Origin of the sequence: Collinsella sp. AF33-16 (genome assembly GCF_003475325.1) — a bacterium.
In the GTDB taxonomy this organism is placed as follows: domain Bacteria; phylum Actinomycetota; class Coriobacteriia; order Coriobacteriales; family Coriobacteriaceae; genus Collinsella.
Genome location: NZ_QRQC01000020.1, coordinates 1 through 24,286, shown reverse-complemented (window position 1 = coordinate 24,286; position 24,286 = coordinate 1). Strand labels below are relative to the sequence as shown.

Sequence of the window (24,286 nt, the reverse complement as noted above, 5' to 3'; positions counted from 1 at the left end):
ATTTTGGCAGGTTAGCCGATGGGCTCGGTGTATTTGGCGCGGTCGGTGCGTTGGATGCGCTTGGAGACATGGAGCGGGCGGCCGTCGGTGTCGTAGACGTAATCGGTGATCAGGATCAGCGCCTGCCCGCGCTCAACGTTGAGCAAAAACGCCTCGTTTTGCGAGGCATAGCACACCTCAAAGGTCTTGTGCCCCTGCGCCGGCGCGCGATGGAATTCTTGGCGCAGCGTGGCGTAGAGCGAACCGTTGATATCGCGATCGATGAGTGCCCCAAAGCTCGGTGGTAGATAGGTGGTCTCCAGGCACAGCGGCGCATCGTCCAGATAACGCAGGCGGACAAGTTTGACGAGCTTGCTGCCCACGGCGGCATCAAAGAACTTAGCTATGCTGCCGCCCGCCTTGGTAAAGCCCGAGTCCACCGTGCGCGTGGTGGGCTTCATGCCCTGACCCTGGACCTGCGCCGTATAGCTCGAAAACACCAGGTTGTTCTCGTGGAGCGCCGGCGTGTCGGCCACAAAGGCGCCGCGCCCGCGCTCGGTTCGAACCAGACCCTCATCAACGAGCACCTTAAGGGCATGGCGCACGGTGCTGCGCGACAGCCCCGATTCGTCCATGAGCTCCATCTCGGATGGTAGCTTGTCTCCGCGTGCGTAGGTGCCGGTGGCGATGCGGTCGCGCAGCATGCCCGCCAAGCGCTCGTATTGGGCCAGTTTCTTCTTGACCGAAATGCTCATACGGCTAACCTGTATCCTACTTTTATGCCTAATCAATCAAGCATGTATCTTATATATCCATAAAACTGCTGGTAATGAGCCGGTGAAGGGCACGTACCTTTTTCCTTTCACCAAGATTGAGTTGAGCAATATAGCGCATCTAGATATTAGTCAACTCATAATTAGTTTAGTTCTATAAGTTTTACTAATTAGCCACCTATTGACCGTTCGCCTCTAAAAATCTACCGTTTGTCCGGGTTAATTGGATAATTAGTGTATACAACATATAAGACGTATATGATGACTTATATCAGACGGGTACAAGATCCGGACTTGTATGCTGTCCTTCGCAACGTAGGATGTTGTGATTAGGAATAGTTGGAAAGGAGACGGTAATGAATCAGCTTTATGCAGCAGTAGCCGTTGGCCTCGTGGGCGTCATTTGTATCATGGACTCACGCATGTTGGGTCGATTGAGCCTTGAACGACCTCTTATTGGCGCGACTATGGTCGGTATCGTATTGGGAGATATTCCTACCGCCTTGGCGGCTGGCGCAACGCTGGAACTGATGAGCATTGGCCTGATTAATGTCGGTGCTGCAATGATTCCCGATATGAATATGGGATCAATTGTTGCTACGGCGTTTTGCATTCTGACGGGCGCTGGCCCAGAGGCTGCATTGACTATTGCGGTTCCCGTAGCTGCCTTTGGTCAGGCAATTGGTCTTGCGGTACGTATGGTGCTCGCGGCGTTTTCCCATAAAACGGACGTTCTCATTGACCAGGGAAAGTTCAAGCAGGCACTTCATCTGCACATTATTTGGGGAAATGTCCTGTATGCGCTGATGTATTTCGTTCCCATTTTCTTGGCGATCTATGCGGGAACTGATCTCGTGCAGGCTATTGTGGGCATGATTCCCGATTGGGTGACTAGTGGCCTTGGCCTTGCTGGAAATGTTCTTACGGCGCTCGGTATGGCTCTGCTGCTTAACATTATGCTCACGAAGAAGATGGCCCTGTTCTTCTTCGTTGGATTCTTTGCTGCCTCTTTCCTCAGCATTAACGTGACTGCAGTTGCTATCTTCGCAGTTCTGCTTGCACTTATTCTCTCAGACATTAAGTTTCATGATGGCGGAAGCCAGCTCGCGGCGCAGTCGGCAGATGATTACGATCCGCTTGAGGACGACGACTAGGTATCGAGGAGGTCATTAAAATGGTGGAGCAGACTGTTGGAGCTCAGGCATCCGAAACTACTGAGCTTAAAAGCCTTGAACCGCAAAGCGTTTCTGAGAATAAACGACTTTGGCAATTCTTTTGGCGAACATGGGCGATTCAGGCTTCGTGGAATTACGAGGGCCAAATGAATCTGGGCTTCCTGTATTCAATCGCCCCTACTCTTGATCGAATCTATGCGGATGAATCGGATCCCGAGATTCTGCAGCGAAAGAAAGACGCTTATCATCGCCACACCGCTCTTTATAACATTACGCAGCAGCTTAATAGCTTTGTGCTTGGACTTGTTGCGTCCATGGAGGAAGAGTATGCGCGCGATCCGAAGAACTTTAACCCTGAAGTTATCAACAGCTTAAAGGTTTCGCTCATGGGTCCGCTTTCGGGCATCGGTGATTCGTTGCTCGAGGGAACCCTTCGAATTATTTCCTTTGGTCTGGGTGCGTCTCTTGCCGCTCAGGGTTCAATTCTCGGTCCAATTTTGGCTCTTTTGATTTCAGGTATTCCTAAAGCCCTCATTACCTGGTTCGGCGGAAAGTTCGGATATACGCTCGGCGCTGATTATGTCAAGCAGCTACAGGGTGGCGGCATGATGGAGCGTGTCATGTATATGGCGAGCGTAGTCGGTTTGATGACCGTGGGCGCAATGATTGCCACCATGGTTGGGATTACGACTCCTCTGCAATTTCAGGACGGTGCCGTAGTGCTTCAGGATGTCTTGGACGGCATTTTCCCGGCAATGATTCCTCTGGCAATTACCATGCTGTTCTACTGGCTTCTTAAAAAGAAGGCAAGTCTGACAGTTCTCCTTCTCGGTGGTATCGCAGCGAGCCTTATCGCTAGCTTCTTGGGCGTGCTCGCTTAGACCTTGCTTTAAGAGGGATCAGACTAATATGTTTTAATTAGGGGCATCGACCGTGTCGGTGCCCCTAATTTCGTCTAAAGTGATTCTGGATTGATGCCTTGTTGGTACTGTTTGTAGAAAGTCGTTTTCAATGGCGTGATGACAAATTAACCTAATACTCATCGCTGCGCTGATCGTCTTCGACTAATGGGCATCCAGGCTTTAGTCAAGAGAACCGGGCTTATAGGACAAAATGTGTGTCCGCATTGGGGGCATCGACGCAGGTCGATGCCCCTTTTTCAGCCGTTTAAATTCCGAGTCCGTTTTAACTATTCGGACAGAATATGTGTCCGGTTGCCCATCGTTCCCGCGGGTCGATGACCTTTTCCGGAACCGTTAAACCCTTTCGGAAGAGGTGCCCATGCAGGCCGTTTGCCGGATCGCTCGCCCTTTTTAGAAGAGGTGGATGCAGAGATGTGAATATGGGGGGGTACATGCGGGCTCCGGGCATGTTTGCCCCTTGTGTCTGCGATTGTTCCTGCGCGGGTGTTTAGAACTGTCCGCGAGCAAATATAGGGTAGATTGGTTTGCGCGAGATTGTCGAGGCATTTGCCTTATTAAAATGTTAGAAGACTGCTGTCAGCGGTCGCTGAGGTGTGGCGTTTGGGTGCGACGAGGTGTCTGAGCGAATTCTTAGCCCTTGCTCCACGGCCTATAGTACATCCCAGTTGTCGTTAAACGGTTCGATACTTGTTTTCGTTGCCATTGGATTGTCAAGCGATGCGGAGGCGAGGGATTCCAATATTGGGTAACGGACTAAGGCATGGGAGGCTTTTGGGCTGAAGCGAGTACGCTGGTCGTTGCGGAACGCGATTGACTAATCTTTGTGGGCCTTGCGTTGCAGCGACTGGGGCGTGCTCGAGGTGATGGAGGGGTGCGGATGGTGGTTGAAATCGAGAAGACGGTCGGATCTCTATCCAAAGCCGGCAAATAGGGTTAAGTCTGCATGAACTATCATCCGTATTCCAGGCGCTTGGATGCCGGATTGACTTGCTTCGAATCGGGCGTTGCTCCAACCATTTCGGTAACAAACCTGCTCTGGCTAGTCTCCATCTGTTACGTTAACTCCTCCTTTCATGCCTCTTTGAGGTCCGCTAGAACGGCAACGTCTTTTCAAAGAAAATGGGCATCAGCTGACGCTGACGCCCATTTTCAAAGCTGCTTGTCATCAAATTATCGTGTGCCAGCCGCCCCTATGCCCTCAATGCTGCGGTAGGCCTCTAAATAGGCAGACATCGAGCGTGCGTCTGCTGCCATTGGATTCGTGAGTGTTTCTGAATCCGTGCATTCAACGCTTAGAACTCCTGTGTAGCCGTTGCGCTCAAAGGTCATAATATCTTCCGCGATATTTCGATTGCCATCACCGAGTGCGAGATGAAGCGAACGTTCTCCTGTGTCAACATAATGCGAATGAATCAAATTAGCGCCAAATGCATCGAAATATCCCTGTATGGTATCTCCGGCGCTGACCATTGCACCGATATCGAGGCATACCTTAAGGGCCGTTTCATCAACCATCTCAAGTAACAACTCGAGGTCCTTAACAGTATTGGCAATTCGCGATTCCGGTGCTCGAAGTGCTTCAATGGCGAGATTTATGCCTTGCGACTCTGCATAGTGTGCAACTTTCTTGAGCATAGATGCACTTCGCTCTCGTGCTTGTTCTACCGGTTCATCGTAGTATGCCCAACCGCTGGTAACTAATACCTGGCTTGCTCCAAGCGTTTTTGCAACATCGATCGCACGGGTAAAGTATGCAAGGGTGCGATTTTGAATTGACTCATCCTTTGCGGCCATATTGTGCGGCTTGGGGTTGCATTGTTCGGGGCAGATGCCGTGAACACGTACACCGAATTTATCCATTAATGCTAAAACGCGTTCCGTTGGATCGTTTTGCTGGTAATCCATAAAAAAATGCTGCGGGGATGTCCACAGCTCAACGCACGGATAACCCAGCTTGGATGCGTTTTCAAAAAAAACGTCCAAGTCATAAAACATGTAATGATGGTTCATGGTGGCAAGTTCGATGCGTCGTCCGGTCATCAGTTCTCCTTTCAGATAAAATGGTATTAAACGTCACAGACGTTATATATAATTATAGCCAAGGAAGTGCCCCATGCCAGTTTGCTTGTCTGTTCGCCGTGAACGGTAGCAAATAGCCGGCAAACGGAAAGAAATATATTATCTGGACATACACGTATATAACGTCTATGATGTAGACAACCGATAGGAGGTAATGATGAATCAGATAATTCTTGCATCGCATGGTGGGCTTGCCGCTGGAGCCCGCGATACACTTGAAATGATTATCGGAGATGTATCACGTGTCCATGTCATTTCATTGAAAAGAGATGATAAGGACCAAATTGACGAGCGCACAATTGCCTTAATCGATTCTTTTGATGCGTCCGATAAGGTTTACATTTTGACGGATATGATGGGCAGCAGCGTAAATAACTCAATGGTATCTGTCTTGTCAAAGAGGGCTTCAGTAAGTGTGATCGCTGGGATGAACTTCCCTCTGATTCTCGAGATAGCATTGTCGAGCGATCCGCTTCCGCAATCGCGGCTTGATGAAATAATTGCTCAGAGCAGGGCGGGTATTCAGGATGTAGCTGCCCTTTTGGCTCAGAAGGCACAGGAAGATGAGGAGGACGACCTATGATTAAGCTTGTTCGTTTGGATTACCGCTTGGTTCATGGACAGGTTCTGGCAGCATGGGTAAATCAAATCAGCGCACAACGAATTATTGTCGTTGACGACGCTGCGGCCAATGACGAGATGAGGTCTGCTGCATTAAAGTTGGCAAAACCTGCGGGGATCAGGCTCAATATCTTTACAACGGAGAAAACCATTGCAAAGATGCCTAAGATTCTTGAGCTAAAAGAAAACATCATGATGGTATTCGGTACAACTAGGGCCTTAGTTGATGTTTGCAGTGCGACTGGTGCAATTACTGAAGTGCAGTACGGCGCGACCTTTAACAAAGAGGGTTCGAAGCAGATTGACCAAAGCGTTTTCCTGGACGATTCGGAAATCAACGATACGCGCGAGCTGCTTGGGATGGGGATTAAGCTTTACAGCCAGCAGACTCCGTCATTCCCGAAGGATCCAATTACGTCTGTCTAGTGTTTGCTGAGTAGCGCAACACCCGACGCGAACGATGGATAAATTCGTAACCGCCATCGTAGACGGCATCGCCCTCTCCGCGGCCGGCATCCTGGCCTAGTCGCGACCAAGCGTCTAACCGCTTTCCCCGGGGGGCCTGCCTGGCATCCCATACCCCAGGCAGGCTTCCATCCCTAAAATGCGACAATGGGACAGTCCCTTTGTCGCATCCTTAACGGGCCGGCGACTCGGTCCAAACCACGGTAACCCTGCGAGCGCCCGGCAATGTGGCGCCGCAAAAATCGAAAGGAATGTGTCAGATGTACGAGATCGACCTTAACCTCCCTAAGCAGATCGTCGCTGACGTCCTGTCCAACCACGAGATCCACAGCGTCGCCTTCGTCGGCTGCGGTGCCTCCATGTCCGACCTTTACCCCGCCAAGTACTTCCTGGCCAACAACACGGACAAGCTGAACGTTCAGATCTTTACCGCCAACGAGTTCAACTACGACACGCCCTCCTGGGTCAACGAGCACACCTTCGTGATCACCTGCTCCCTCGGTGGCTCCACGCCCGAGACCGTCGAGGCCAACAAGACCGCCAAGAAGCACAACTGCCCGGTCGTCTCCCTCACCAACAAGCCTGGCTCCGCTCTGACCGTCGACGCCGACCACGTTATCGTTCACGGCTTCCACGCCAACTACGCTGCCAAGTGCGAGAAGCCCGGCTATGCCATCGCTCTTGCTCTCGAGATCCTTCAGCAGACCGAGGGCTATGACCACTACGAGGACATGATCACCGGCCTCACCAACGTCTTCGAGCTCTGCGAGAACGCCGCTCAGCACTGCAAGAAGCTCGCCAAGAAGTTCGCCGAGGACTTCAAGGACGACAAGATGATCTACTTCATGGCTTCTGGTGCCTCCGAGAAGATGGCTTATTCTAACGCCGCCTTCCTGTTCACCGAGATGCAGTGGATCGACGCCGCCGCCTACAACACCGGCGAGTACTTCCACGGCCCGTTCGAGGTTTCCACCGAGGGTAAGCCCTACGTCTTCCTCATGTCCGATGGCGCCACCCGTCCGATGGACGCCCGCGCCCTCACCTTCCTTGAGCGCATGGGCGCCAAGGTCGCTCTGATCGACTCCAAGGACTACGGCCTGGCCGACGCCGTGCCCGCGAGCGTCGTCACCTACTTCAACCCGCTGCTGCACCTCGCCGTTATGCGCGAGTACGGCAACCAGATCGCCGAGGCCCGTCAGCACCCGCTGACCATGCGTCGCTACATGTGGAAGCTTTCCTACTAATCACAAGTAAGTAGACCTTACCGGTTGATTGAGAGGGGATGGGGTTTGCGCCCCGTCCCCTTTTTTGTTCTGGGGAGGGCGTGTCTGTCGCGTCGCAAATCCCAGATAAAACCTACCAAAATAAACCTGTCCCTTTTTGGCAGGTGGGAGGAGATGCGTATGATCAAGGCAGTGCTGTTTGACATGGACGGCGTGCTGGTCGATACCGAGTGGTTCTACAACCGCCGCCGCGTGGCGTTTATGGAGGAGCATGGCATTACGTACGATAGAATTCCAGATCTTTCGGGGTCTAATGAACCGGCAATCTGGGAAGCTCTAGTTCCTGGCAATCTCACGTTACGCGAGGAATTGCTCACGGAATATAAAAAAAGATATTGCCCCGCTCATCCCGTTCCGTATGCCGAGCTACTCAACGAGCAGACGGAGCCGGTGATGCGTGAGCTGCACAAGCGCGGCGTGAAGTGTGCCATCGCGAGCTCGTCCTATCGCGAGCTCATTGACGAGCTGGTGGAGATTGCCGGTATCGCCGACGTGCTGGACTACACCATCAGCGGTCACGAGTGCAGTGCGTTTAAGCCCGACCCCGAGATCTACCTGCGTGCCATGGAAGCACTGGGGGTTGAGCCTTCCGAGTGCCTGGTTATCGAGGACTCGCCTTTGGGCATCGAGGCCGGCAAGCGCTCCGGCGCCCGCGTCCTGGCGCTGCGTCCGCACGAGGGCGTCAACCTCGATCAATCGCGAGCCGATGCCGTTATCGATAATCTGACCGACATTTTGGCCGCTTTGTAGTGTCAATCCGCCGCGAGAAGCACTGATTCACGCGTCTTTTGCTGCGGATTGGCTTAATTTGTCATCTATTTGGATCCGTTTGGCTTCGATTCGGACTAAGTGAGTAGACTTTTTGGTGCAGGACGAGCACAAAGCGCATCTGCTCTAGTAAAACCGCAGGTCACAGGGGTGGCGGTTTTGGGTGTGCTCTGCAGGTCGCGTAAAGTCTACTCACTTGTAATTTGGGCCTTTGGTCGTGGGGTTGCTGGTCCCGCTTTGGTTGTCGAGAGAGGGTGAATTGAAGCGCCCCCGCGCGCTCCATGCTACAATCGCGGACATACCCCACAACTACATCTGCCTTCGAAAGGAGCCTGCGTGGCGAACGCCATCGATCAGCTCACGGACCGAGTGCTCGTGCTCGGCCGCCTCACCATCGTCCGCCGCGCCATTACTGCCGTGGCGGTCACGATTTCCGCCGTTCTCCAGACATTCCTGATCCAGGCGTTCATTCAGCCCGCCGACCTGCTTCCGAGCGGCCTCACCGGCGTTGCGGTCCTGCTCGATCGCGTTACCTCGCTGGGCGGTGTTCACATCGACATCTCGCTCGGTATGCTCGCGCTCAATATCCCCGTGGCGCTCCTATGCTGGAGCGGCATTAGCAAGCGCTTCGTCATCTTCTCGATGATGCAGGTCATGCTCTCGTCGCTGTTCCTCAATATCTTTCACTTCGCGCCGTTTTTGGGCGACAAGATCATGCTCATCATTTTTGGCGGTGTGGTCTCGGGCCTGGGCGCTGCCATCGCGCTTAAATCCGGCGCATCCACCGGCGGCACCGACTTCATCGCGCTGTGGGTCTCCAACCACACGGGCAAGACCATCTGGGGCGTCATCTTTGGTTTTAACTGCTTTATCCTGGCGATCTTTGGCTTTATGTTTGGCTGGGATAACGCGGCGTACTCCATCGTGTTCCAGTTTATTTCGACCAAGACCATCGACAGCTTCTACCGCCGCTACGACCGTGTGACGCTGCAGATCACGACGCGCAAGGCAGACGAGGTCATGACCGCCTATGTTGACCATTTTCAGCATGGCATTAGCTGCGCCGAGGTCATCGGCGGATATAGCCGCGAGAAGATGTACTTGCTGCACACCGTTGTCTCGACCTACGAGAGCCAGGACATTATCAAGCTGGTGTGCGATGTTGACCCCGGCGCCGTGATCAATGTGTTCCACACGCTCAACTTTGTGGGCGGCTGGTGGGGCGGTCATGTCGACGAGCCCATGCCCACGGCCGTTCCCGATCCCGACAAGCCCGCACGCATGGCCAGCAGGCAGGCGCGCCTCAGCGAGCAGGACAGCCTGCAGCAGGACGACGGCAAGTAAAGATTTGCTGTATGCGGTGTATCGTTTTATCAAACTAAGGTAACATATAAAAAGACGTTATATACGTATTAGTTATTTCGATATTTTGATAAGAGTGATCAGATATGCTTCCGCCCAAAAATGCACCGCTTTACCAACAGATTTACGACGAAATCAAGGATGCGATCGAGAAAGGTGTTTATGCACCTAAGGAGCGCATCCCGTCCGAGCTTGAGCTTGCTGAGCAGTACGAGGTGAGCCGCATTACGGTGCGCCGCGCCGTCGAGGAGCTGTGCTCCGATGGCTACCTGGTTAAGCAGCAGGGCCGTGGCACCTTTGTTTCCACGCCGCACATCAACCGTCAGTTCCACGCCTCGACGCTGCAGACGTTTACCGCGCTGTGTGCCGACAATGGCATGAAGGCCGGTGCACATGTGGTCGATCGCCAGATTGTTCCGGCGCGCCAAAACGAGATGGAGTTCTTTGGCCTGCAGAAGGGCGCGCTGCTGCTGCATATCAAGCGCGTGCGCACGGCCGACGGCGAGCCCATCTTTGAGGAGAACGTCTTTGTGCCGTTTGACGCCTACCGTGAACTGTTGACAGCCGACCTTGAGGACAAGTCGATTTTTGCCGAGGTCGGGCGTGTTGGCGGAACCCCGATTGTCTCGGCTGGCTACCGTACGGTCGAGGCCGTTCGCGCCAGCGCTGAGCAGGCGGCCGAGCTGGGCATCGCTCCGCACGATCCGCTGCTCAACCTGCGCGCCGGCTTTATCGGTCCCAATGGCGAGCCGGTCTTGCTCGGCAAACAGTACTACGTGGGCAGTCGCTACGTCATGGTCCTGTAGGGTTGGTTCCGCCGTTCTAACGAACGGCGGACCGGTCGACGCTGCAAACGCCCCTAAGCGGCAATCTGACGTTCAATCGTCGGTCGCGTACCGAAGTACGCTTCCCTCCTCTTTCACGTCACCTTGCTCGCTTAGGGGCGTTTTCGCTGACTTATGCTCAACCAGCGACATTTCCGCGCTTGTCAAGAGCGTTCTCAACGACTACTCGCAGAATGAGCGTGGATAATCTCCCGTTTTTTGCTTGGTGACGGGCTTAAAGTGGGAGATTATCCACGTTCATCCGGAAAGTGTCCGAAAATCCACGCTCGTTCCCTTTGGACCACATTGTCCGTGGCCGGCAGCCGTGCAACGCTGGTCCGCGTGGCGGCGTATAATCGGCGGCAGATGACTTGGACGTTAGGAAACCATGACCGATAACATGCAGCAGATGGCGCTCGACACGCTCGGCGCCTATTTTGGCTACACCTCGTTTCGCCCGGGACAGGACCGCATGGTCGATGCGATCCTTGCCGGTCGCGATGCGCTGGGTGTTATGCCCACGGGCGCCGGCAAGTCCATTTGCTACCAGGTGCCCGCGCTCATGCTGCCCGGCATCACCTTTGTGGTGAGTCCGCTGCTGTCGCTTATGGAGGACCAGACCCGTGCGTTGCTCGCGGCGGGTGCGCGACCCAGCTATCTCAACTCCAGCCTTACTCCGGCCCAGCAAAACACCGTGCTCAAGCGGGCGCGCGAGGGCCGCTACCAGCTTATGTACGTGGCGCCCGAGCGCCTGCTCGAGCCGCGCTTTTTGGCCTTTGCGCAGGAGGCTGCGGCAGGCGGCGGCATTGGCGTGCCACTCGTGGCCATTGACGAGGCCCACTGCGTGAGCCAATGGGGCCAGGATTTCCGCCCCGCCTACCTGCAGATTCGCGAGTTCATCGATTCCCTGCCGCAGCGCCCCATCGTGGCGGCCTTTACCGCTACGGCGACCGAGCGTGTGCGCGCGGACATTCAGCAGATGCTCGGCCTGCAAAACCCCGCGACGGTGGTGACGGGCTTCGATCGCAAGAACCTCTACTTTGGCTGCGAGGAGATGGGCGACAAGGCCAAGGCCGCGTGGGTGCGCGACTATGTGATCGCGCATTCGGGCGAGAGCGGCATCGTGTATTGCTCGACCCGCAAGACGGTCGATGCGCTGGCAGGCGAGCTTGCCGAGGCGCTGGGCCCCAGCGGCATTCGCGTTGGCCGCTACCATGCCGGCATGGGCAACGAGGCCCGCCGCCAAAGCCAGCGCGCCTTTATCGACGACGATATTCAGGTGATGGTTGCCACCAACGCCTTTGGCATGGGCATCGATAAGCCCAACGTGCGCTACGTGATCCACAACAACGTGCCCGAGAGCATCGAGGCCTACTACCAGGAGGCGGGCCGCGCCGGTCGCGACGGCGACCCGGCCAGCTGCCACTTGCTGTGGAACGGCAACGATTTTCGCATGCGCCGCTTTCTGATCGATCGCGGCGATGCTGCCGATGAGGCGCTCGACGACGAGCAGCGCGCGTGGGCGCTCCAGAATCGATATCGTCTGCTCAGCCAGATGGAGGGCTACTGCAATACCACCGGCTGCCTGCGCGAATACATGCTGCGCTACTTTGGCGACGAGGCCGCGGCCGAGCATGCGGCAGCCGCCGCGGGCGGCACGGCAGACGACGCCGAGGGCTGCGGCAACTGCAGCAACTGTCTCACGCAGTTCGAGGTCGAGGATGTCACCGATATGGCCCGCGCCGCTGTGCGCTATGTGGCCACGCGTCCCATGCGCTTTGGCAAGTCGCTGATCACCGATGTGCTTCACGGCGGCAATACCGAGCGCATTCGCCAGATGCATCTGGACGAGGACCGCGGCTACGGTGAGCTGTCGAGCGAATCGGTCGGGCGCATCAAGGACATCATCGGCCAACTGTGCGGCCGCGGTTATTTGGCCACCTCGCAGGGGCAGTACCCGGTCGTGGGGCTGGGCCCGCGTGCCACCGAGGTCGAGGATGAGGCGTTTGCCTTTACCGTTAAGCGTCGCGCGTCCAAGCGCAAGGCCTCGGCCCGCGCCCGCCGTGCGGTGGATCTGCTGCGCGAGGAGGCCGAGCTGGATCAGCGCCCGCGCGTGGGCGACGACGCCGAGCTGTTCGAGCGCCTGCGTGCCCTCCGCAAGGAGATTTCGACCGAGCTGGAGATGGCGCCGTACATGGTCTTTTCCGACAAGGCCCTGCGCGGCCTGTGCCGCCTGCGCCCGCAGACACGCGACGAGCTGATCCAGGTCAACGGCATTGGCGAGAAAAAGGCCGACGCCTTTGGCGAGCAGTTTATGGCGGCGATTGAAGAGTTTGAGTCCGAGCATGCGCGGGATGGAGCGTAACGATGGCAACCGATAACAAGACCGAACGTTCTGAGCGCGCCGAGGTTTCCGCCGTGCCTCTGTACCAGCAGGTTATGGACGACCTAAAGGGCGAGATCGCGCGCGGCGTGTACACAGCCGGCTCGTGCATTCCTTCCGAGATGGAGCTCGCGAAGTCCTACGGCGTGGGTCGCGTCACCGTGCGCCGCGCCATCGAGGAGCTGTCGCGTGCGGGCTATCTCAACCGCCAGCAGGGGAGGGGCACCTTTGTGTGCGCTCCCAAGCTCAAGCGCAAGATTCGCCAGAAGGGCGACGTTCAGAGCTTTTCCGAGGGTTGCGCCGCCAACGACATGGTGGCCGGAGCGCGCCTGGTGTCGCGCACGGTGGTTGCGGCGACGCGCGAGGACGCGGCGTTTTTTGGCGTGGAGCCCGGCTGCGAGCTCATCGTGGTCGAGCGCGTGCGCACGGCCGACGGCATCCCCGTCATGCTCGAGAACAACGCCTTTGTGCTCGCCGACCATCCCTACCTGCAGACGCTGGCCGCCGAGGACCTCACCGATAACTCGATCTTTGCGCTCGTTGCCGACCACTCGGGCCGCGCGCCGCTCAAGTCCGACCCCTGTACCGTGGAGATCGCGCTTGCCGATGCCCAGGTGGCCCCGCTGCTGGAGGTGCCGGTCGGCGAGCCGCTCTTTTATATGGAGGCGTATTTTACCGATGCAGACGAGCGCCCCCTGCTGCTCGGGCGCCAAAAGATCGTGGGCTCGCGCTACGTGTTCGACATCTAACATCCACGAATAGAACAATATGGAACAAATTTGCCGCAATGACTTCACCTGCGACAGCTTGCGTGCTATAAATAGGACAACATAGAACGACCGCAGGTACGAGCTGTCGTCGCTCAAAGCCGCCCCACAAGGAGGAACATCAGGATGAACGCACATGATCTGGTTCAGGAAATTATCGAGCGCAAGGGCAAGATTGAGAACGTTTTTTGGATTGCCTGCGGCGGTTCGATGATCGACCTGATGCCGGCCAACGAGCTGCTCAAGCGCGAGGCGACCACGTTTACCTCGACGGTTTACACGGCGCGCGAGTTTTGCCTGATGGCCCCCAAGAGTCTTGGCGAGAAGTCACTCGTCATCGCCTGCAGCCACAGCGGCAATACGCAGGAGGTCGTCGACGGTTGCGAGATGGCGCTGGCAGCCGGTGCCGAGGTCGTGGCCATGACCGACTGCGAGGGCTCCAAGATTGATAACGGCAAGTGGACCACCTGGGTCTACCCTTGGGGCGAGGGCGTGTCGCAGGCCGAGGTGCCGCAGGGCATCGGCGCTCTGATCGCCGCCGAACTGCTCCACCAGCAGGAGGGTTACGAGGCGCTTGCCGACATGTACGCCGGCCTTAAGCAGATGGATGCGCTGCTGCCCGCTGCCCGCGAGAAGGTCAACGCCGAGCTGGGCGATCGCTTTGCCGAGCTCTGCCAGCAGCACGAGTTCTTCTACATCCTGGGATCCGGCTCCAACTTTAGCCAGACCTACGCCATGGCCATCTGCTCGCTCATGGAGATGCAGTGGCAGCACTGCTGCTACATCCACTCCGGCGAGTACTTCCACGGCCCGTTCGAGGCTACCGAGCCCGGCGTGTTCTACTTTGTACAGCTCGGATCGGGCGAGTGCCGCCCCATGGAGGAGCGCGCGCTGGCGTTCCTCAACACGCACACCGATACGGTCATGGTGCTCGACGCACTCGAGTACGGCGTGGGCGACGTGCCTGCCAGCGTGCGTTCGTACCTGGAGCCGATCTTCTTCTACAACATGAGCTGCGAGCTGCGCGTCGCCCGCGGCAAGGTGTTCGACCACAGCCCCGAGGTTCGTCGCTACATGGGCATCGAGCAGTACTAAGTAACGGGAAAACCATTCACCTTCGATTCGCAAGGGCGCTGCGTGAGTCAAAAAAGTGGGCCGCGCCGGGGATTTCCGGCGCGGCCCGCTTAGTATCGCGCTTAGATTCGCAAGGTTGCGGTAGCCAGCGGCCTACTTTGCGTCGTACGCCTCGGCGTCCCACCAGTCGAGCTGGGCGATGTTGTCGCGGATGTGCTGGCAGCTCTTGTGGAAGCCCTCGAGCTCGTGCTCGGAAAGGTCGAGCGTGTAGACCTCCTCGACGCCCTCGGCGCCGATCACGCACGGCAGGGAGGTAAAGATGCCCTCTTCGCCATACTGGCCAGTCATGAGCGTAGAGGCCGAAAGCACGGCGTGCTCGTTGTGCAGCACGGCGGCGCAGACACGCGCAGCGGAGTTGGCGACGGCGTACTCGGTGCACTGCTTGCCCTGGTAGGTCACATAGCCGCCCTTGCGCGCGAGCTCCTCGACCTCCATGTGGTCAAAGGCGTACTTGTCGGGGTTTTCGGCCTGAAGCTCGTTGAGGCTCTTGCCGGCGATGGTTGCGGCCTTAAAGGCGGCCAGCTGGCTAAAGCCATGCTCGCCGATCATGTAGGCGTCGATGGACTTGGGGCTCACACCGACCTTCTTGGAGATCTCGGTGCGCAGGCGGGCGGAGTCCAGACCGCAGCCCGAGCCGATGATCTTCTTGGGATCGTAGCCGGTCAGGTGCCACAGCTCGGTGCACACGACGTCGCAGGGGTTGGAGATGCTCACGAAGATGCCGTCAAAGCCGGCGTCGACGATGCGCTTGGCAAAGGTGCGGGCGGCGTCGGTGGTAAAGAACAGCTCACCGTCGCGGTTGCCGGCGGCCAGCGCGACCTTGCCGGCAGCGTTGACGATGACGTCGCAGCAGGCCAGCTCCTCGTAGTGGTCGTAGCAGTTGACGATCTTGGTGTTGTACGGGACAAACGAAAGGGAGTCGCGCAGGTCCTGGACCTCGGATGTCACCTTGGTCTCGTTGATATCGCACAGGTACAGCTCATCGGCAATGCCCTGCATGAGCAGGCTGTTGGCGACATGTGCTCCTACGTGGCCCTGGCCGACCACACCGATCTTACGCGTCTGGTACATATATGTATCCTTTCGGCCGAGTTTCTCGCATCGAACCATTGTAGCGTCCTGCTGTCACTTTGCTAAGCTAAAGCGAAGTAGATTTTTGGGACATGCTTTAATCTCTACTTTTGGAGTGATTTGGGCCGCTGGCGACATCGCCGGGCGATGTGCTCGCGCGGATGGGGCCGCTCGTTGTACCATAGCTGCAACTGACTCGTAAGGAGCATCCATGCCCATTCGCATCCCCGACGCCCTCCCTGCCGCCGCGCAGCTCGAGAGCGAGAACATCTTTGTCATGACCGAGTACCGCGCGCTGCACCAGGACATCCGTCCGCTGCGTGTGCTCATCCTCAACCTCATGCCCACCAAGATCGCCACCGAGACGCAGATTATGCGCAAACTCTCCAACACGCCGTTGCAGGTGGAGGTGGACCTGCTGCGCACCAAGACGCACGAGGCCACGCACGTGAGCGCCGGCCACCTGGAGACGTTCTACCGCACGTTCGACGACATCCGCGACATCCACTACGACGGCCTGATCATCACGGGCGCGCCGGTGGAGCAGATGCCGTTCGAGGAGGTCGACTACTGGCCCGAGCTCTGCCAGATCATGGATTGGTCCACCACGCACGTGCACTCCACGCTGCACATTTGTTGGGGCGCGCAGGCGGGGCTCTACCATCATTACGGTATCCAGAAGTACGACCTGCCGGCAAAGGCGAGCGGCGTATTTGAGCATTATCTGGTGAAGCCGCAAAGCCCGCTGGTCCGCGGCTTTGACGACCGCTTCTATGCCGTGCATTCGCGCAACACCGATGTGCGCCGCGAGGACGTGGAGGCCGAGCCGCAGCTTGAAGTCGTGGCCGTGTCCGACGAGGTAGGCCTGTATATCGTCAAGTCGACCGACAGCCGCCGCTTTTTTGTCTTTGGCCATCCCGAGTACGATACCGACACGCTGCGCCTGGAGTACGAGCGCGACGTGAAGCGCGGGCTCAACCCTCAGGTGCCGGCGCATTACTTCCCGGGCGACGATCCCACCGCCGAGCCGCGCAACGTCTGGCGCAGCCAGGCTCAGCTGCTCTACACCAACTGGCTCAACTACTACGTCTACCAGACCACGCCCTACGACCTGGCCCGCGCCGGCGAGGAGCACTAGGCCGCTGTCGTGGCTGTGGCTGCGGCGGTTATCGTGGCCGCTACGCGACGAGCGTGGATAATCGGACGCATGTTGAATGAGCGTGGATAATCTCCCACTTTTGGTCGAGGAACAGGCCCAAAGTGGGAGATTTTCCACGCTCGATTTTTCTGCGGCTGTCGTAGGCGGCAGCACCACGCGTCGAGTGTTTACGGACAGCATCGCAAACTAGGTAGTTTCGAGCCACAGCATATTTTCTTTTAAGGAAATCGACGGCTTTTGAGGCATAAAGATGTGGAGACAGGGACCTCTCGACAACCGTTCTACCTGCAGATATAAGCCATTAACCTAAAACGTCCAAAACCGTCAAGCATTTGGTCAGCTGCTGGACAGCATTTGGTCAGACTTCGCATGAAACCGTCTGGTACGTTGGCGCCGTTCCAAGAGTTGGGAGGCGACATGGCAAACGCGACGGCGAATCAAAGACTCACAGGCCACATTAAAGCGTGCGAGCAGCAGATGAGCTGCGTGTACGCGCGTACGACGGCGGAGGCAAAGCAGATTGAGCGGCGGGTGGCGGCGGGAAGTCTCAAGGTGGTCATGCCGGGGTTGTATGCGCGTCCGGAATACTGGTCCGAGCTCAAGTTTCGGCAGCGTTATCTGCATCGGGTGCGGGCGCTTGCGCAAAAGCACCCCGACTGGACGTTTTGCTCCTATACGGCGGCCGTTGTCTATGGCCTTTCGGTTTCGCATGCCAATTTGACGCACATCCATATCGCCGTGGCACCGGCACAATCAACGACGCCGGGCTCTCAGGTCGTTCGCCATCGTTATGTTCGTCAAACACGGGCCACCCAGATGGACATTGCCGTGACCGATATCGATCAAACGATTACGGATTGCCTGGTCGATGCATCGTTTGTCGAGGGACTGATCATTGCGGACTCGGCGCTTCATGAGCAGCTGTTGTCGAAGGAGCATCTCGTTGAGGCAGTCAACAAGCTTGGCTTAAATCGTCGCGGTGTTGTGACGGCGCGCAGGGTTGCACGGTATGCCGATGGCCTGTCGGAAAGCGGTGGCGAGTCCAAGGCGCGCGCCCTGATGATCGAGCGCGGCTGGCAGACGCCGGAGCTGCAAATTGAGCTGTTCGACCCGGTTGAGCCGGGACGGCCGTATCGCGTTGACTATTTGTGGCGCGTGGGTGACCGGTTGATTATTGGGGAGTTCGACGGATTCGTTAAAAGCGAGAAGGCGGCGGAGGAGGGCAAGCTTGCAAAGGCGCAATTTGATGAGCGCCAGCGCGAGTCGAGGCTTTCGCTGCTCGATAACTGTAAGATTGTGCGCTTGTGCTGGGATGATCTAAGGGACCCGACAAAGCTCGATCGCAAGCTCAAGGTTGCCGGCGTGCCGCGTGCATGCTGAGGCGGTGGCAGGGCGTTAGGCTGCACGAGCGTGGAAATCCGGACGGATGAGCGTGGGAATTTAGACGCGATTTGGTTGAGCGTGGATTTTCGGACACACGAGCGTGGATTATCGGACGTTTGAATAATGAGCGTGGATAATCTCCCGTTTTTTGCCCCCGAACAGGCCCAAAGTGGGAAATTTTCCACGCTCATTTTTGTGGGGTGCAGCGTGCCAGCCGTTAGGCGCTGATGATGTTGGGCAGCGGCAGGTCGTGGGCATCGGTGGGAACGTGGTCGACACGCTGCTCGTCAAAGGCGATGCCGATGATTTGGCATGCGGGCGAGAGCATGGGCAGGTAGCGGTCATAGCAGCCGCCGCCGTAGCCTAGGCGCGTGCCGGTGCGGTCGAATGCTACGAGCGGCACGACGATCATGTCGAGAGCTTCGGCAGGCACGATAGGGAAGCGGCTGCTGTCGATGTCCGTGGCCGCAAAGGCCCGCGTGGGGTGGGCGATAAACGTAGCCGCGTCCGCGTCGCCGGCAGCAACTGCCCGCATACACATGCGCTGGCCACAAGCTGCGGCGTCTGTTGCCGAGAGCATGCACGGATAGGCCACGCGCCAGCCACGTTTGGAGGCAGCTGCGGCAAACGCGGCTGAGTCGACTTCGGAACCCATCGCGGCATAGACGGCAACGGTGTGCGGCGCCGCGGCATCCAAGCGGCCCAGCAGCTCAACCAGCCGCGCACAGATATCAGCAGACTTCGCCGCCCGCAAGTCCAAATCAAGAGCATCGCGCCGAGCAATCACCGCCCGCCGCAACTCAGCCTTGTCCATCCCGGCTTCCTCTCCCAAACCTACCAAAAAGGGACAGGTTTATTTTGGCAGGTTTTATCTGGGCAAATGTCGAAACCACCACAAAGGTGCCTGTCCCCTTTGTGGTGGTTTTGGCCCATGCGTTAACGCTATAACGCCGCGGCGATTGCTTCGGTCACAAACTTATTGAGTGACTCGCCCTTCTTTGCCGCCGCCAGTGCTGCCTGCTTGTGAAGCTCGGAGCCTGTTCTCACATTGAACGAGCCCTTAAAAGCCCGCTCTGGTTCCTTGCCCTTTTCGGCACAAAACTCAAGGTAATCGTCGACGGCGTCGTGGAAGCATTGCTCCACTTCTTCAGCCTTGGAGCCTTCAAATACAATTGCGTCCCTAATGCCGGCGACCATACCTGTTAGTACATGCTGCTCGGCATCGAACTCGACTGGGGCGAAATAGCCCTTGTATGCCAAAACGTTACTCATGACTGCCTCCGACATCCTGCAGAAATCGAACGATGTTTCGAATTGTCCCCGCTGTCAATTCGTCAGATGGATGAGGCGCGTGCATCACGAACATCCTGCCATCTGAGGGCCTGTAGAAGCGAATGCGCGATCCGGATGTCTTGCCTTTGCTGTCCATTTCAAAGCCATATGAGGCCATGACTTTTAAAAAATCGGCATACCGATACGTCGAAGGGCAGCTAAACAGTTGGGCGATGAGTTTATCGGCTCGAGTCATCCCGCCTCACATTCTGCAACTATATTCTAGTTGCAATTTTGATCCGATGCAATCACCCATACTATAGAACATGTGTACGTATAGAACAAGTGTTCGAACCACTACAAAGGGGCCTGTCCCCTTTGTAGTGGTTTTGCTTGCTGTGGTTAGCCCATCAGGTCGACGACGTTAAAGCCGGCGTTGCTCTTGGCGATGACGTCGCGGCCGCCAAAGACGCAGGTGGGCGACTCGGCCGCAATGCGCGTCACGTCGGCGCCGAGCGAGCGCAGCTCACCGGGCGTGGCGGCGAGCATCTGGGCGCGACGCTCCTCGCGCGCATGCGGATCGAGCCCGGCCAGATAGGTCGTGTTGCGGCGCTTGGTGAGCGCGTACGGCTTTACCGGCGCGTCCATGCCGCTCACGCAGCTCACGATAAAGCCCTCAAAGGCGGCCCCGTCGGGCTCAAAGCTGCCGAGCCATTCGCCCGCGCGCGCCACGCGCTCAATCGAGGGATCGATTGCCGGGTCGCGGTAGGTGTAGAACGCCGTCTGGCGCTCGCCGGCTGCGCGGAATCCGCAGCCGTATGCACCGCCCTTCACGCGAATCTCGTTCCACAGGTAATCGTAGGAGAGCGCGTTGGCAGCCACGGCCCAAGCGCCTGTCACGTCAATGCCTAGGCGACGCGGGTCGCACGCGCTTGCCGCAAAGCAGATGTCGCTGGGGATGACAAAAGCCTCGTGGCGATTGCACGGCGTCGGCACCACGAGCGCGTCGCGGCCGGCATCGGCGCCGTCGCCCGCGCCAAGCCCCAGGTTACCCGCGGCATCCCAGTACGCGTCAAAGTCCTCGTCGCTGCCGGTAAAGCTCGCCATGCAGCCATCGGCCACAAAGATGCGGTCTGCCAGCTCGGCAAGCTTGGCGCGCAGGCCGTCCAGGCGCTCGTCAAAGTGCTCGAGCAAATCGCGCAGGAACAGGTAGAAGTCCACGCCCGAGAGCTGCTCACGAACCACGGCCGAAGGCGAGCTGTAGCTCATCGCGCGACCGAGCGCCGCCGAGTGGCCGTTGTTGATAAAGCCCTGCTCAAGCCCAATGCGAATCTGCGTGAGCACGTCGCGCACGCGGTCGGCGTCGGCATCTGCCAAAAGCGTGCTCGACCATACCTCGCGCGGCAGGCTCGCCAGCGCATCGATCTTCTCGGACAGGGCGCCGGCGCTCACCAGCAGGTAGGGGCGCACGCCGTCCACTTCGGGCTGCGTCATGACCTCGGTCGTAAAGCTCAAAAAGCCCAGCTTGCCGGCGAGCAGGTTGTCGAGCTCCTCGGCCGAGTGCTCGCTCGTGGGCAGCTGTTTGAGCAGGCGGCAGAGCAGCGTCACGTAGGGCAGGTCCTCAAACGCGACGCATCCCAGGTCGAAATACTGCATGGCATAGGCCAGGCGGTTGGTGGGGATGTCGTGGCGCAGGCAGGGGATGGGCGTGGTCGTGTCTACGACCAGCGGCGGCTCGGGGCGCGCCTCGCCAATGTCGGACACGCGCAGGCGCGGCAGCGTGGCCTTGGCCTCGGGCGTGTCTTCTGCCTCCTGCGCGGCACGCAGCGCGGCCGTGCGCTCGACCACGTCGGCCAGCTCGGCATCGGTCATGGCATCGCGCTTGGCTGCCAGCTCGGCGGCCTCGGCACCCTCCGAACCCTCGGCGGCGTCCACCGGCACCAGCTCGACCAGTGCCATGTGGTCGTTTTCCAGCACCAGCTCGCGCAGCAGGTCCTCAAAATAGCTGCCGTCCAGCTCGCTACGAAGCTCCTCGTACACCGGGCCGTACTTGAGCGCCAGCGTCGCGGCGTCGTCATCGTAGAGCCAGGTGCTCAGCGCGTCGCACGCAATGGCCACGCCGTCGGCGATACCGTAGTCGCGCTGGCGCAGGTCGTATTCGTTGCTGCTGATAATGGCTTCCAGGCGCTCGCGCGGAACGCCGTGTTCGCACAGGTCGCGGCAGGCGTTCTGGAACACACGACGCAGCTCGCGCGCCACGCCGGGCTGCGCGTTTTGCAGCATGATGAGCTCGTAGGGCTGCAGGCTCTCGGCCGCGGTGTAGCTCACCACGTTGCCGCCCAGGCCGGCGGCCAGAATGGCCTTCTTAACCGGCGCTTCGTTGGAGCCCAGCAGCGTCTCGAACAGGATATCCGCCGCGATCGTACGCTTGCGGTCGAGCGCGCTGCCCAGTACCAGGCCCAGGCCCACCAGGGCGTTCTCGGGCGTGGTGGCCATCTCGACGCGCTTATACTCGCAGGTCGCAGGCGCCTGCACGTCCAGCGGATTGGGCGCCAGCGCGGACGGGTCCTCGCCGGCGGCAACGGCGGCGTCCATGCGACGGCTTGCGGCACTCGACTGCGACAGATAGCGCTCGTCCAAAAAGGCAAGGGCGCGGTCCACATCTAGGTCGCCGTAGAGCGTTATATAAGAGTTGGAAGGATTGTAGTGGCGCGCGTGCGTGTCCAAGAACTGCTCGTAGGTGAGCGCGGGAATCGCGCGCGGGTCACCGCCGCTCTCGTGCGCATAGGCGGTGTCGGGATAGAGCGCGGCGTTGACGGCGTCGTCCAGCACGCTCATGGGGTCGGACAGCGCGCCCTTCATCTCGTTGAACACCACGCCGTTATAGTGCAGCGTGCCCTCGCGCAGGCTCGCGGAGCTGTCGCCGCCCTCGCCCTCGACGCCCTCCGGCAGGTCCAGCTCGTAGTGCCAGCCCTCCTGCTCAAAAATGGTGGGCTTGGTATAGATGGCCGGGTTGAACACCGCGTCCAGGTACACGTCCATCAGGTTGTACAGGTCCTGCTCGTTGGTGGTGGCAACGGGGTAGATGGTCTTGTCGGGGTAGGTCATGGCGTTGAGGAACGTCTGCATGGAGCTCTTGATCAGATCGACAAACGGCTCCTTGACGGGGAACTTGGCCGATCCGCACAGCACCGAGTGCTCAAGAATATGGAACACGCCGGTGGAATCGGCCGGCGGCGTCTTAAAGCCAATGGCAAAGGCCTTGTTTTCGTCGTCGCACGCTAGGTGCAGCAGGCGAGCGCCCGAGGCGGTGTGGCGCAGCACGTAAGCGTCTGCGTCGAGCTCGGGCACGGTCTCGCGGCGTTCGACGGTAAAGCCGTGGCAGGTGGTTCCGGGCACCAGCAGCGCGGCGGCAGCGGCGCGCGGGTCGGTTGAGGTAGTGGACATATGCAGTCTCCTTTGACGCCCCAACGGGGGCGAATCGAGTCGAATCTCCGAGAGTATACCCATATGGGGCCTTCGACCAATCTGCCGGATGAGCGTGGATTTTCTGGCACACGAGCGTGGAAATTCGGACGTCTGCCGCACGAGCGTGGATTTTCGGACGAAATCGGCCGCCAAAAGCCCAAAAACCGTCCAAATATCCACGCTCGCGCGTCAAGTACGTATCTCTCACCTCACATTCATCTCTACGACGAGGGATGAATGTGAGACAGGTATAAGATAAAAATCAATCGGCTTATCGGATGCATATACCGCCATCAGATTGAAGCTGTATGCGGAAATGGATGGACTCTACACCGCTTACGCAAAATAACCCCTCGTTTGCTAAAACATTATAGGAAATGGCGTGGAGTGCTAAAAAGTTCTAATACAATATAAGTCATTTATCTATAGGCTGCTGATTCCTTTTAAAGGTATGGTTGATATGGTTGAGGCAAATAGCGTTATCCCCCTGTACAAACAGATTGTTCGTGCGCTTTCTGATTCAATCGCCAACGGCACGTACCGCCCGGGAGATAAGCTTCCGACCGAGGCGGAGCTTATCGAGCAATTTGGCGTGAGCCGAATAACGGTTCGCTCCGCAATTAAAGAAATGGAAGATGCTGGGCTTGTTGAGAGGGCCCGCGGCAAGGGCACGTTCGTTTCGTCGGACACGCAGATGTATGCCGCGGACGACCGTGAGAGCTTTACCCATTCGTGCCAGCTTGCGGGCAAACAGGCGTCTACCAGGGTTCTCGAAATGGGCTGGGACTTCCCAAGTCTGCGAGACGCGAAGTTCCTGGGCGTAGACGATACCCAAAAGGTATTGCGTAGCCGTCGTCTGCGCCTTGTGGATGGCAAGCCCACGATGCTGGAAACCAATAGCTATTCCGCTGCGCTTTCTTTTTTGGAGCATGAGTCCCTCGATGATTCGCTGATGGCGGTACTCGATCGCCAGGGGATCAAGATGGGTCCCAACACGCGTACGCTCGAGGTCTGCTATGCGAGCGAGCTCGAGGCGGCATACCTTAACGTGGAGCTGGACTCTTCGCTGCTTCTGTTTGTCGATAGACGTTATGCCCCAAGTGGCGAGCCGCTTTTCATCTCCCGTCAGGTGTACTGCACCGAGCGACTGAAGTTCTATTTGTAAATTAGCGATAGATTGGTCGATTTACCGACCAATTGTTACCGTTCGCGGATTTGGAAAATAGACACACCACGTAGGGTAGATTGCTAATATACTTTGTTATGACAATATAGTACGTCCTATTGGTATTGGAGAACTATGAATAAGATATTGCTAGCGAGTCATGGTTATCTCGCCCAAGGCATGAAAAGCTCTGGTTGATTTTCAATCTCAACGCAACAGCCTGAACGGGTCC

The 24,286-nt window shown here is 57.8% G+C and carries 21 protein-coding genes; 14 read left to right on the top strand and 7 right to left on the bottom strand.

Translation table 11 applies throughout. The features are described 5' to 3' along the window. Positions 1 to 11 precede the first annotated feature (11 nt). Positions 12 to 734, bottom strand: a complete 723-nt coding sequence (locus DWZ52_RS08120; protein WP_118385302.1) for a GntR family transcriptional regulator — start codon at positions 732 to 734, stop codon at positions 12 to 14. 374 nt (positions 735 to 1,108) lie between these two features. Here DWZ52_RS08120 and DWZ52_RS08115 point away from each other — a divergent pair, with 374 nt between their 5' ends. After that, positions 1,109 to 1,906 carry a PTS sugar transporter subunit IIC gene (locus DWZ52_RS08115; protein WP_118385301.1) on the top strand — a complete coding sequence of 266 codons (798 nt, stop codon included), beginning with the start codon at positions 1,109 to 1,111 and terminating at the stop codon, positions 1,904 to 1,906. Between the two features lie 20 nt (positions 1,907 to 1,926). Beyond that, entirely contained in the window at positions 1,927 to 2,808 is an 882-nt protein-coding gene (locus DWZ52_RS08110) for a PTS system mannose/fructose/sorbose family transporter subunit IID (RefSeq protein ID WP_118385300.1), read from the top strand. Between the two features lie 1,212 nt (positions 2,809 to 4,020). On the opposite strand, the gene DWZ52_RS08105 is transcribed toward DWZ52_RS08110, so the two are convergent. Beyond that, a complete protein-coding gene (locus tag DWZ52_RS08105) occupies positions 4,021 to 4,890 on the bottom strand; it encodes a sugar phosphate isomerase/epimerase (RefSeq protein WP_118385299.1) in 870 nt (289 codons plus the stop codon). A 196-nt stretch (positions 4,891 to 5,086) separates the two neighbouring features. Between DWZ52_RS08105 and DWZ52_RS10150 the strand changes: the two genes are divergently transcribed. The 9 genes from DWZ52_RS10150 (at position 5,087) to DWZ52_RS08060 (ending at position 14,497) form a co-directional block, all read left to right on the top strand. Continuing rightward, complete coding sequence (locus DWZ52_RS10150; RefSeq protein WP_158572433.1) at positions 5,087 to 5,512, top strand: PTS sugar transporter subunit IIA; 426 nt, start codon at positions 5,087 to 5,089, stop codon at positions 5,510 to 5,512. Continuing rightward, positions 5,509 to 5,976, top strand: a complete 468-nt coding sequence (locus DWZ52_RS10145; RefSeq protein ID WP_118385297.1) for a PTS sugar transporter subunit IIB — start codon at positions 5,509 to 5,511, stop codon at positions 5,974 to 5,976. Before DWZ52_RS10150 ends, DWZ52_RS10145 begins: the two co-directional genes overlap by 4 nt. Before the next feature lie 299 nt (positions 5,977 to 6,275). Next, a complete protein-coding gene (locus tag DWZ52_RS08090) occupies positions 6,276 to 7,259 on the top strand; it encodes an SIS domain-containing protein (protein ID WP_233547293.1) in 984 nt (327 codons plus the stop codon). 159 nt (positions 7,260 to 7,418) lie between these two features. Further along, positions 7,419 to 8,048 carry an HAD family phosphatase gene (locus DWZ52_RS08085; RefSeq protein ID WP_158572432.1) on the top strand — a complete coding sequence of 210 codons (630 nt, stop codon included), beginning with the start codon at positions 7,419 to 7,421 and terminating at the stop codon, positions 8,046 to 8,048. A gap of 354 nt (positions 8,049 to 8,402) precedes the next feature. Beyond that, entirely contained in the window at positions 8,403 to 9,410 is a 1,008-nt protein-coding gene (locus tag DWZ52_RS08080; protein ID WP_118385294.1) for a YitT family protein, read from the top strand. A 104-nt stretch (positions 9,411 to 9,514) separates the two neighbouring features. Then, a complete protein-coding gene (locus tag DWZ52_RS08075; protein ID WP_118385293.1) occupies positions 9,515 to 10,234 on the top strand; it encodes a GntR family transcriptional regulator in 720 nt (239 codons plus the stop codon). Positions 10,235 to 10,640: 406 nt separating this feature from the next. Beyond that, positions 10,641 to 12,617 (top strand): ATP-dependent DNA helicase RecQ, encoded by a 1,977-nt coding sequence (locus DWZ52_RS08070; RefSeq protein WP_118385292.1) that lies wholly within the window; start codon positions 10,641 to 10,643, stop codon positions 12,615 to 12,617. Positions 12,618 to 12,619: 2 nt separating this feature from the next. Continuing rightward, a complete protein-coding gene (locus DWZ52_RS08065; protein ID WP_118385291.1) occupies positions 12,620 to 13,384 on the top strand; it encodes a GntR family transcriptional regulator in 765 nt (254 codons plus the stop codon). 144 nt (positions 13,385 to 13,528) lie between these two features. After that, entirely contained in the window at positions 13,529 to 14,497 is a 969-nt protein-coding gene (locus tag DWZ52_RS08060; protein ID WP_118385290.1) for an SIS domain-containing protein, read from the top strand. A gap of 132 nt (positions 14,498 to 14,629) precedes the next feature. Here the strand turns inward: DWZ52_RS08060 and DWZ52_RS08055 are convergent, their stop codons facing one another. Continuing rightward, positions 14,630 to 15,607: an L-lactate dehydrogenase gene (locus DWZ52_RS08055; RefSeq protein WP_117765544.1), complete on the bottom strand. Its 978-nt coding sequence runs from the start codon at positions 15,605 to 15,607 to the stop codon at positions 14,630 to 14,632. Between the two features lie 211 nt (positions 15,608 to 15,818). Here DWZ52_RS08055 and metA point away from each other — a divergent pair, with 211 nt between their 5' ends. Further along, the gene (gene metA, locus DWZ52_RS08050; protein ID WP_117629029.1) at positions 15,819 to 16,745 is read left to right on the top strand and encodes a homoserine O-succinyltransferase; all 927 of its coding nucleotides are present in this window, start codon (positions 15,819 to 15,821) and stop codon (positions 16,743 to 16,745) included. Positions 16,746 to 17,183: 438 nt separating this feature from the next. Then, positions 17,184 to 18,146, top strand: coding sequence for a hypothetical protein (locus DWZ52_RS08045; RefSeq protein ID WP_118385289.1), 963 nt, complete (start codon positions 17,184 to 17,186; stop codon positions 18,144 to 18,146). A gap of 220 nt (positions 18,147 to 18,366) precedes the next feature. Here the strand turns inward: DWZ52_RS08045 and DWZ52_RS08040 are convergent, their stop codons facing one another. The 4 genes from DWZ52_RS08040 to DWZ52_RS08025 form a co-directional block, all read right to left on the bottom strand. Beyond that, positions 18,367 to 18,963 (bottom strand): 5-formyltetrahydrofolate cyclo-ligase, encoded by a 597-nt coding sequence (locus DWZ52_RS08040; RefSeq protein ID WP_118385288.1) that lies wholly within the window; start codon positions 18,961 to 18,963, stop codon positions 18,367 to 18,369. Positions 18,964 to 19,091: 128 nt separating this feature from the next. Continuing rightward, positions 19,092 to 19,421 (bottom strand): type II toxin-antitoxin system HicB family antitoxin, encoded by a 330-nt coding sequence (locus DWZ52_RS08035; RefSeq protein WP_117629027.1) that lies wholly within the window; start codon positions 19,419 to 19,421, stop codon positions 19,092 to 19,094. Continuing rightward, positions 19,414 to 19,677 (bottom strand): type II toxin-antitoxin system HicA family toxin, encoded by a 264-nt coding sequence (locus DWZ52_RS10330; protein WP_117629026.1) that lies wholly within the window; start codon positions 19,675 to 19,677, stop codon positions 19,414 to 19,416. The genes DWZ52_RS08035 and DWZ52_RS10330 overlap by 8 nt, the downstream gene beginning before the upstream one ends. Before the next feature lie 146 nt (positions 19,678 to 19,823). Next, on the bottom strand, positions 19,824 to 22,868 hold the full coding sequence (locus tag DWZ52_RS08025) for an insulinase family protein (protein ID WP_118385287.1): 3,045 nt from the start codon (positions 22,866 to 22,868) through the stop codon (positions 19,824 to 19,826). 481 nt (positions 22,869 to 23,349) lie between these two features. Here DWZ52_RS08025 and DWZ52_RS08020 point away from each other — a divergent pair, with 481 nt between their 5' ends. After that, a complete protein-coding gene (locus DWZ52_RS08020) occupies positions 23,350 to 24,054 on the top strand; it encodes a GntR family transcriptional regulator (RefSeq protein ID WP_117563729.1) in 705 nt (234 codons plus the stop codon). Positions 24,055 to 24,286 lie beyond the last annotated feature (232 nt).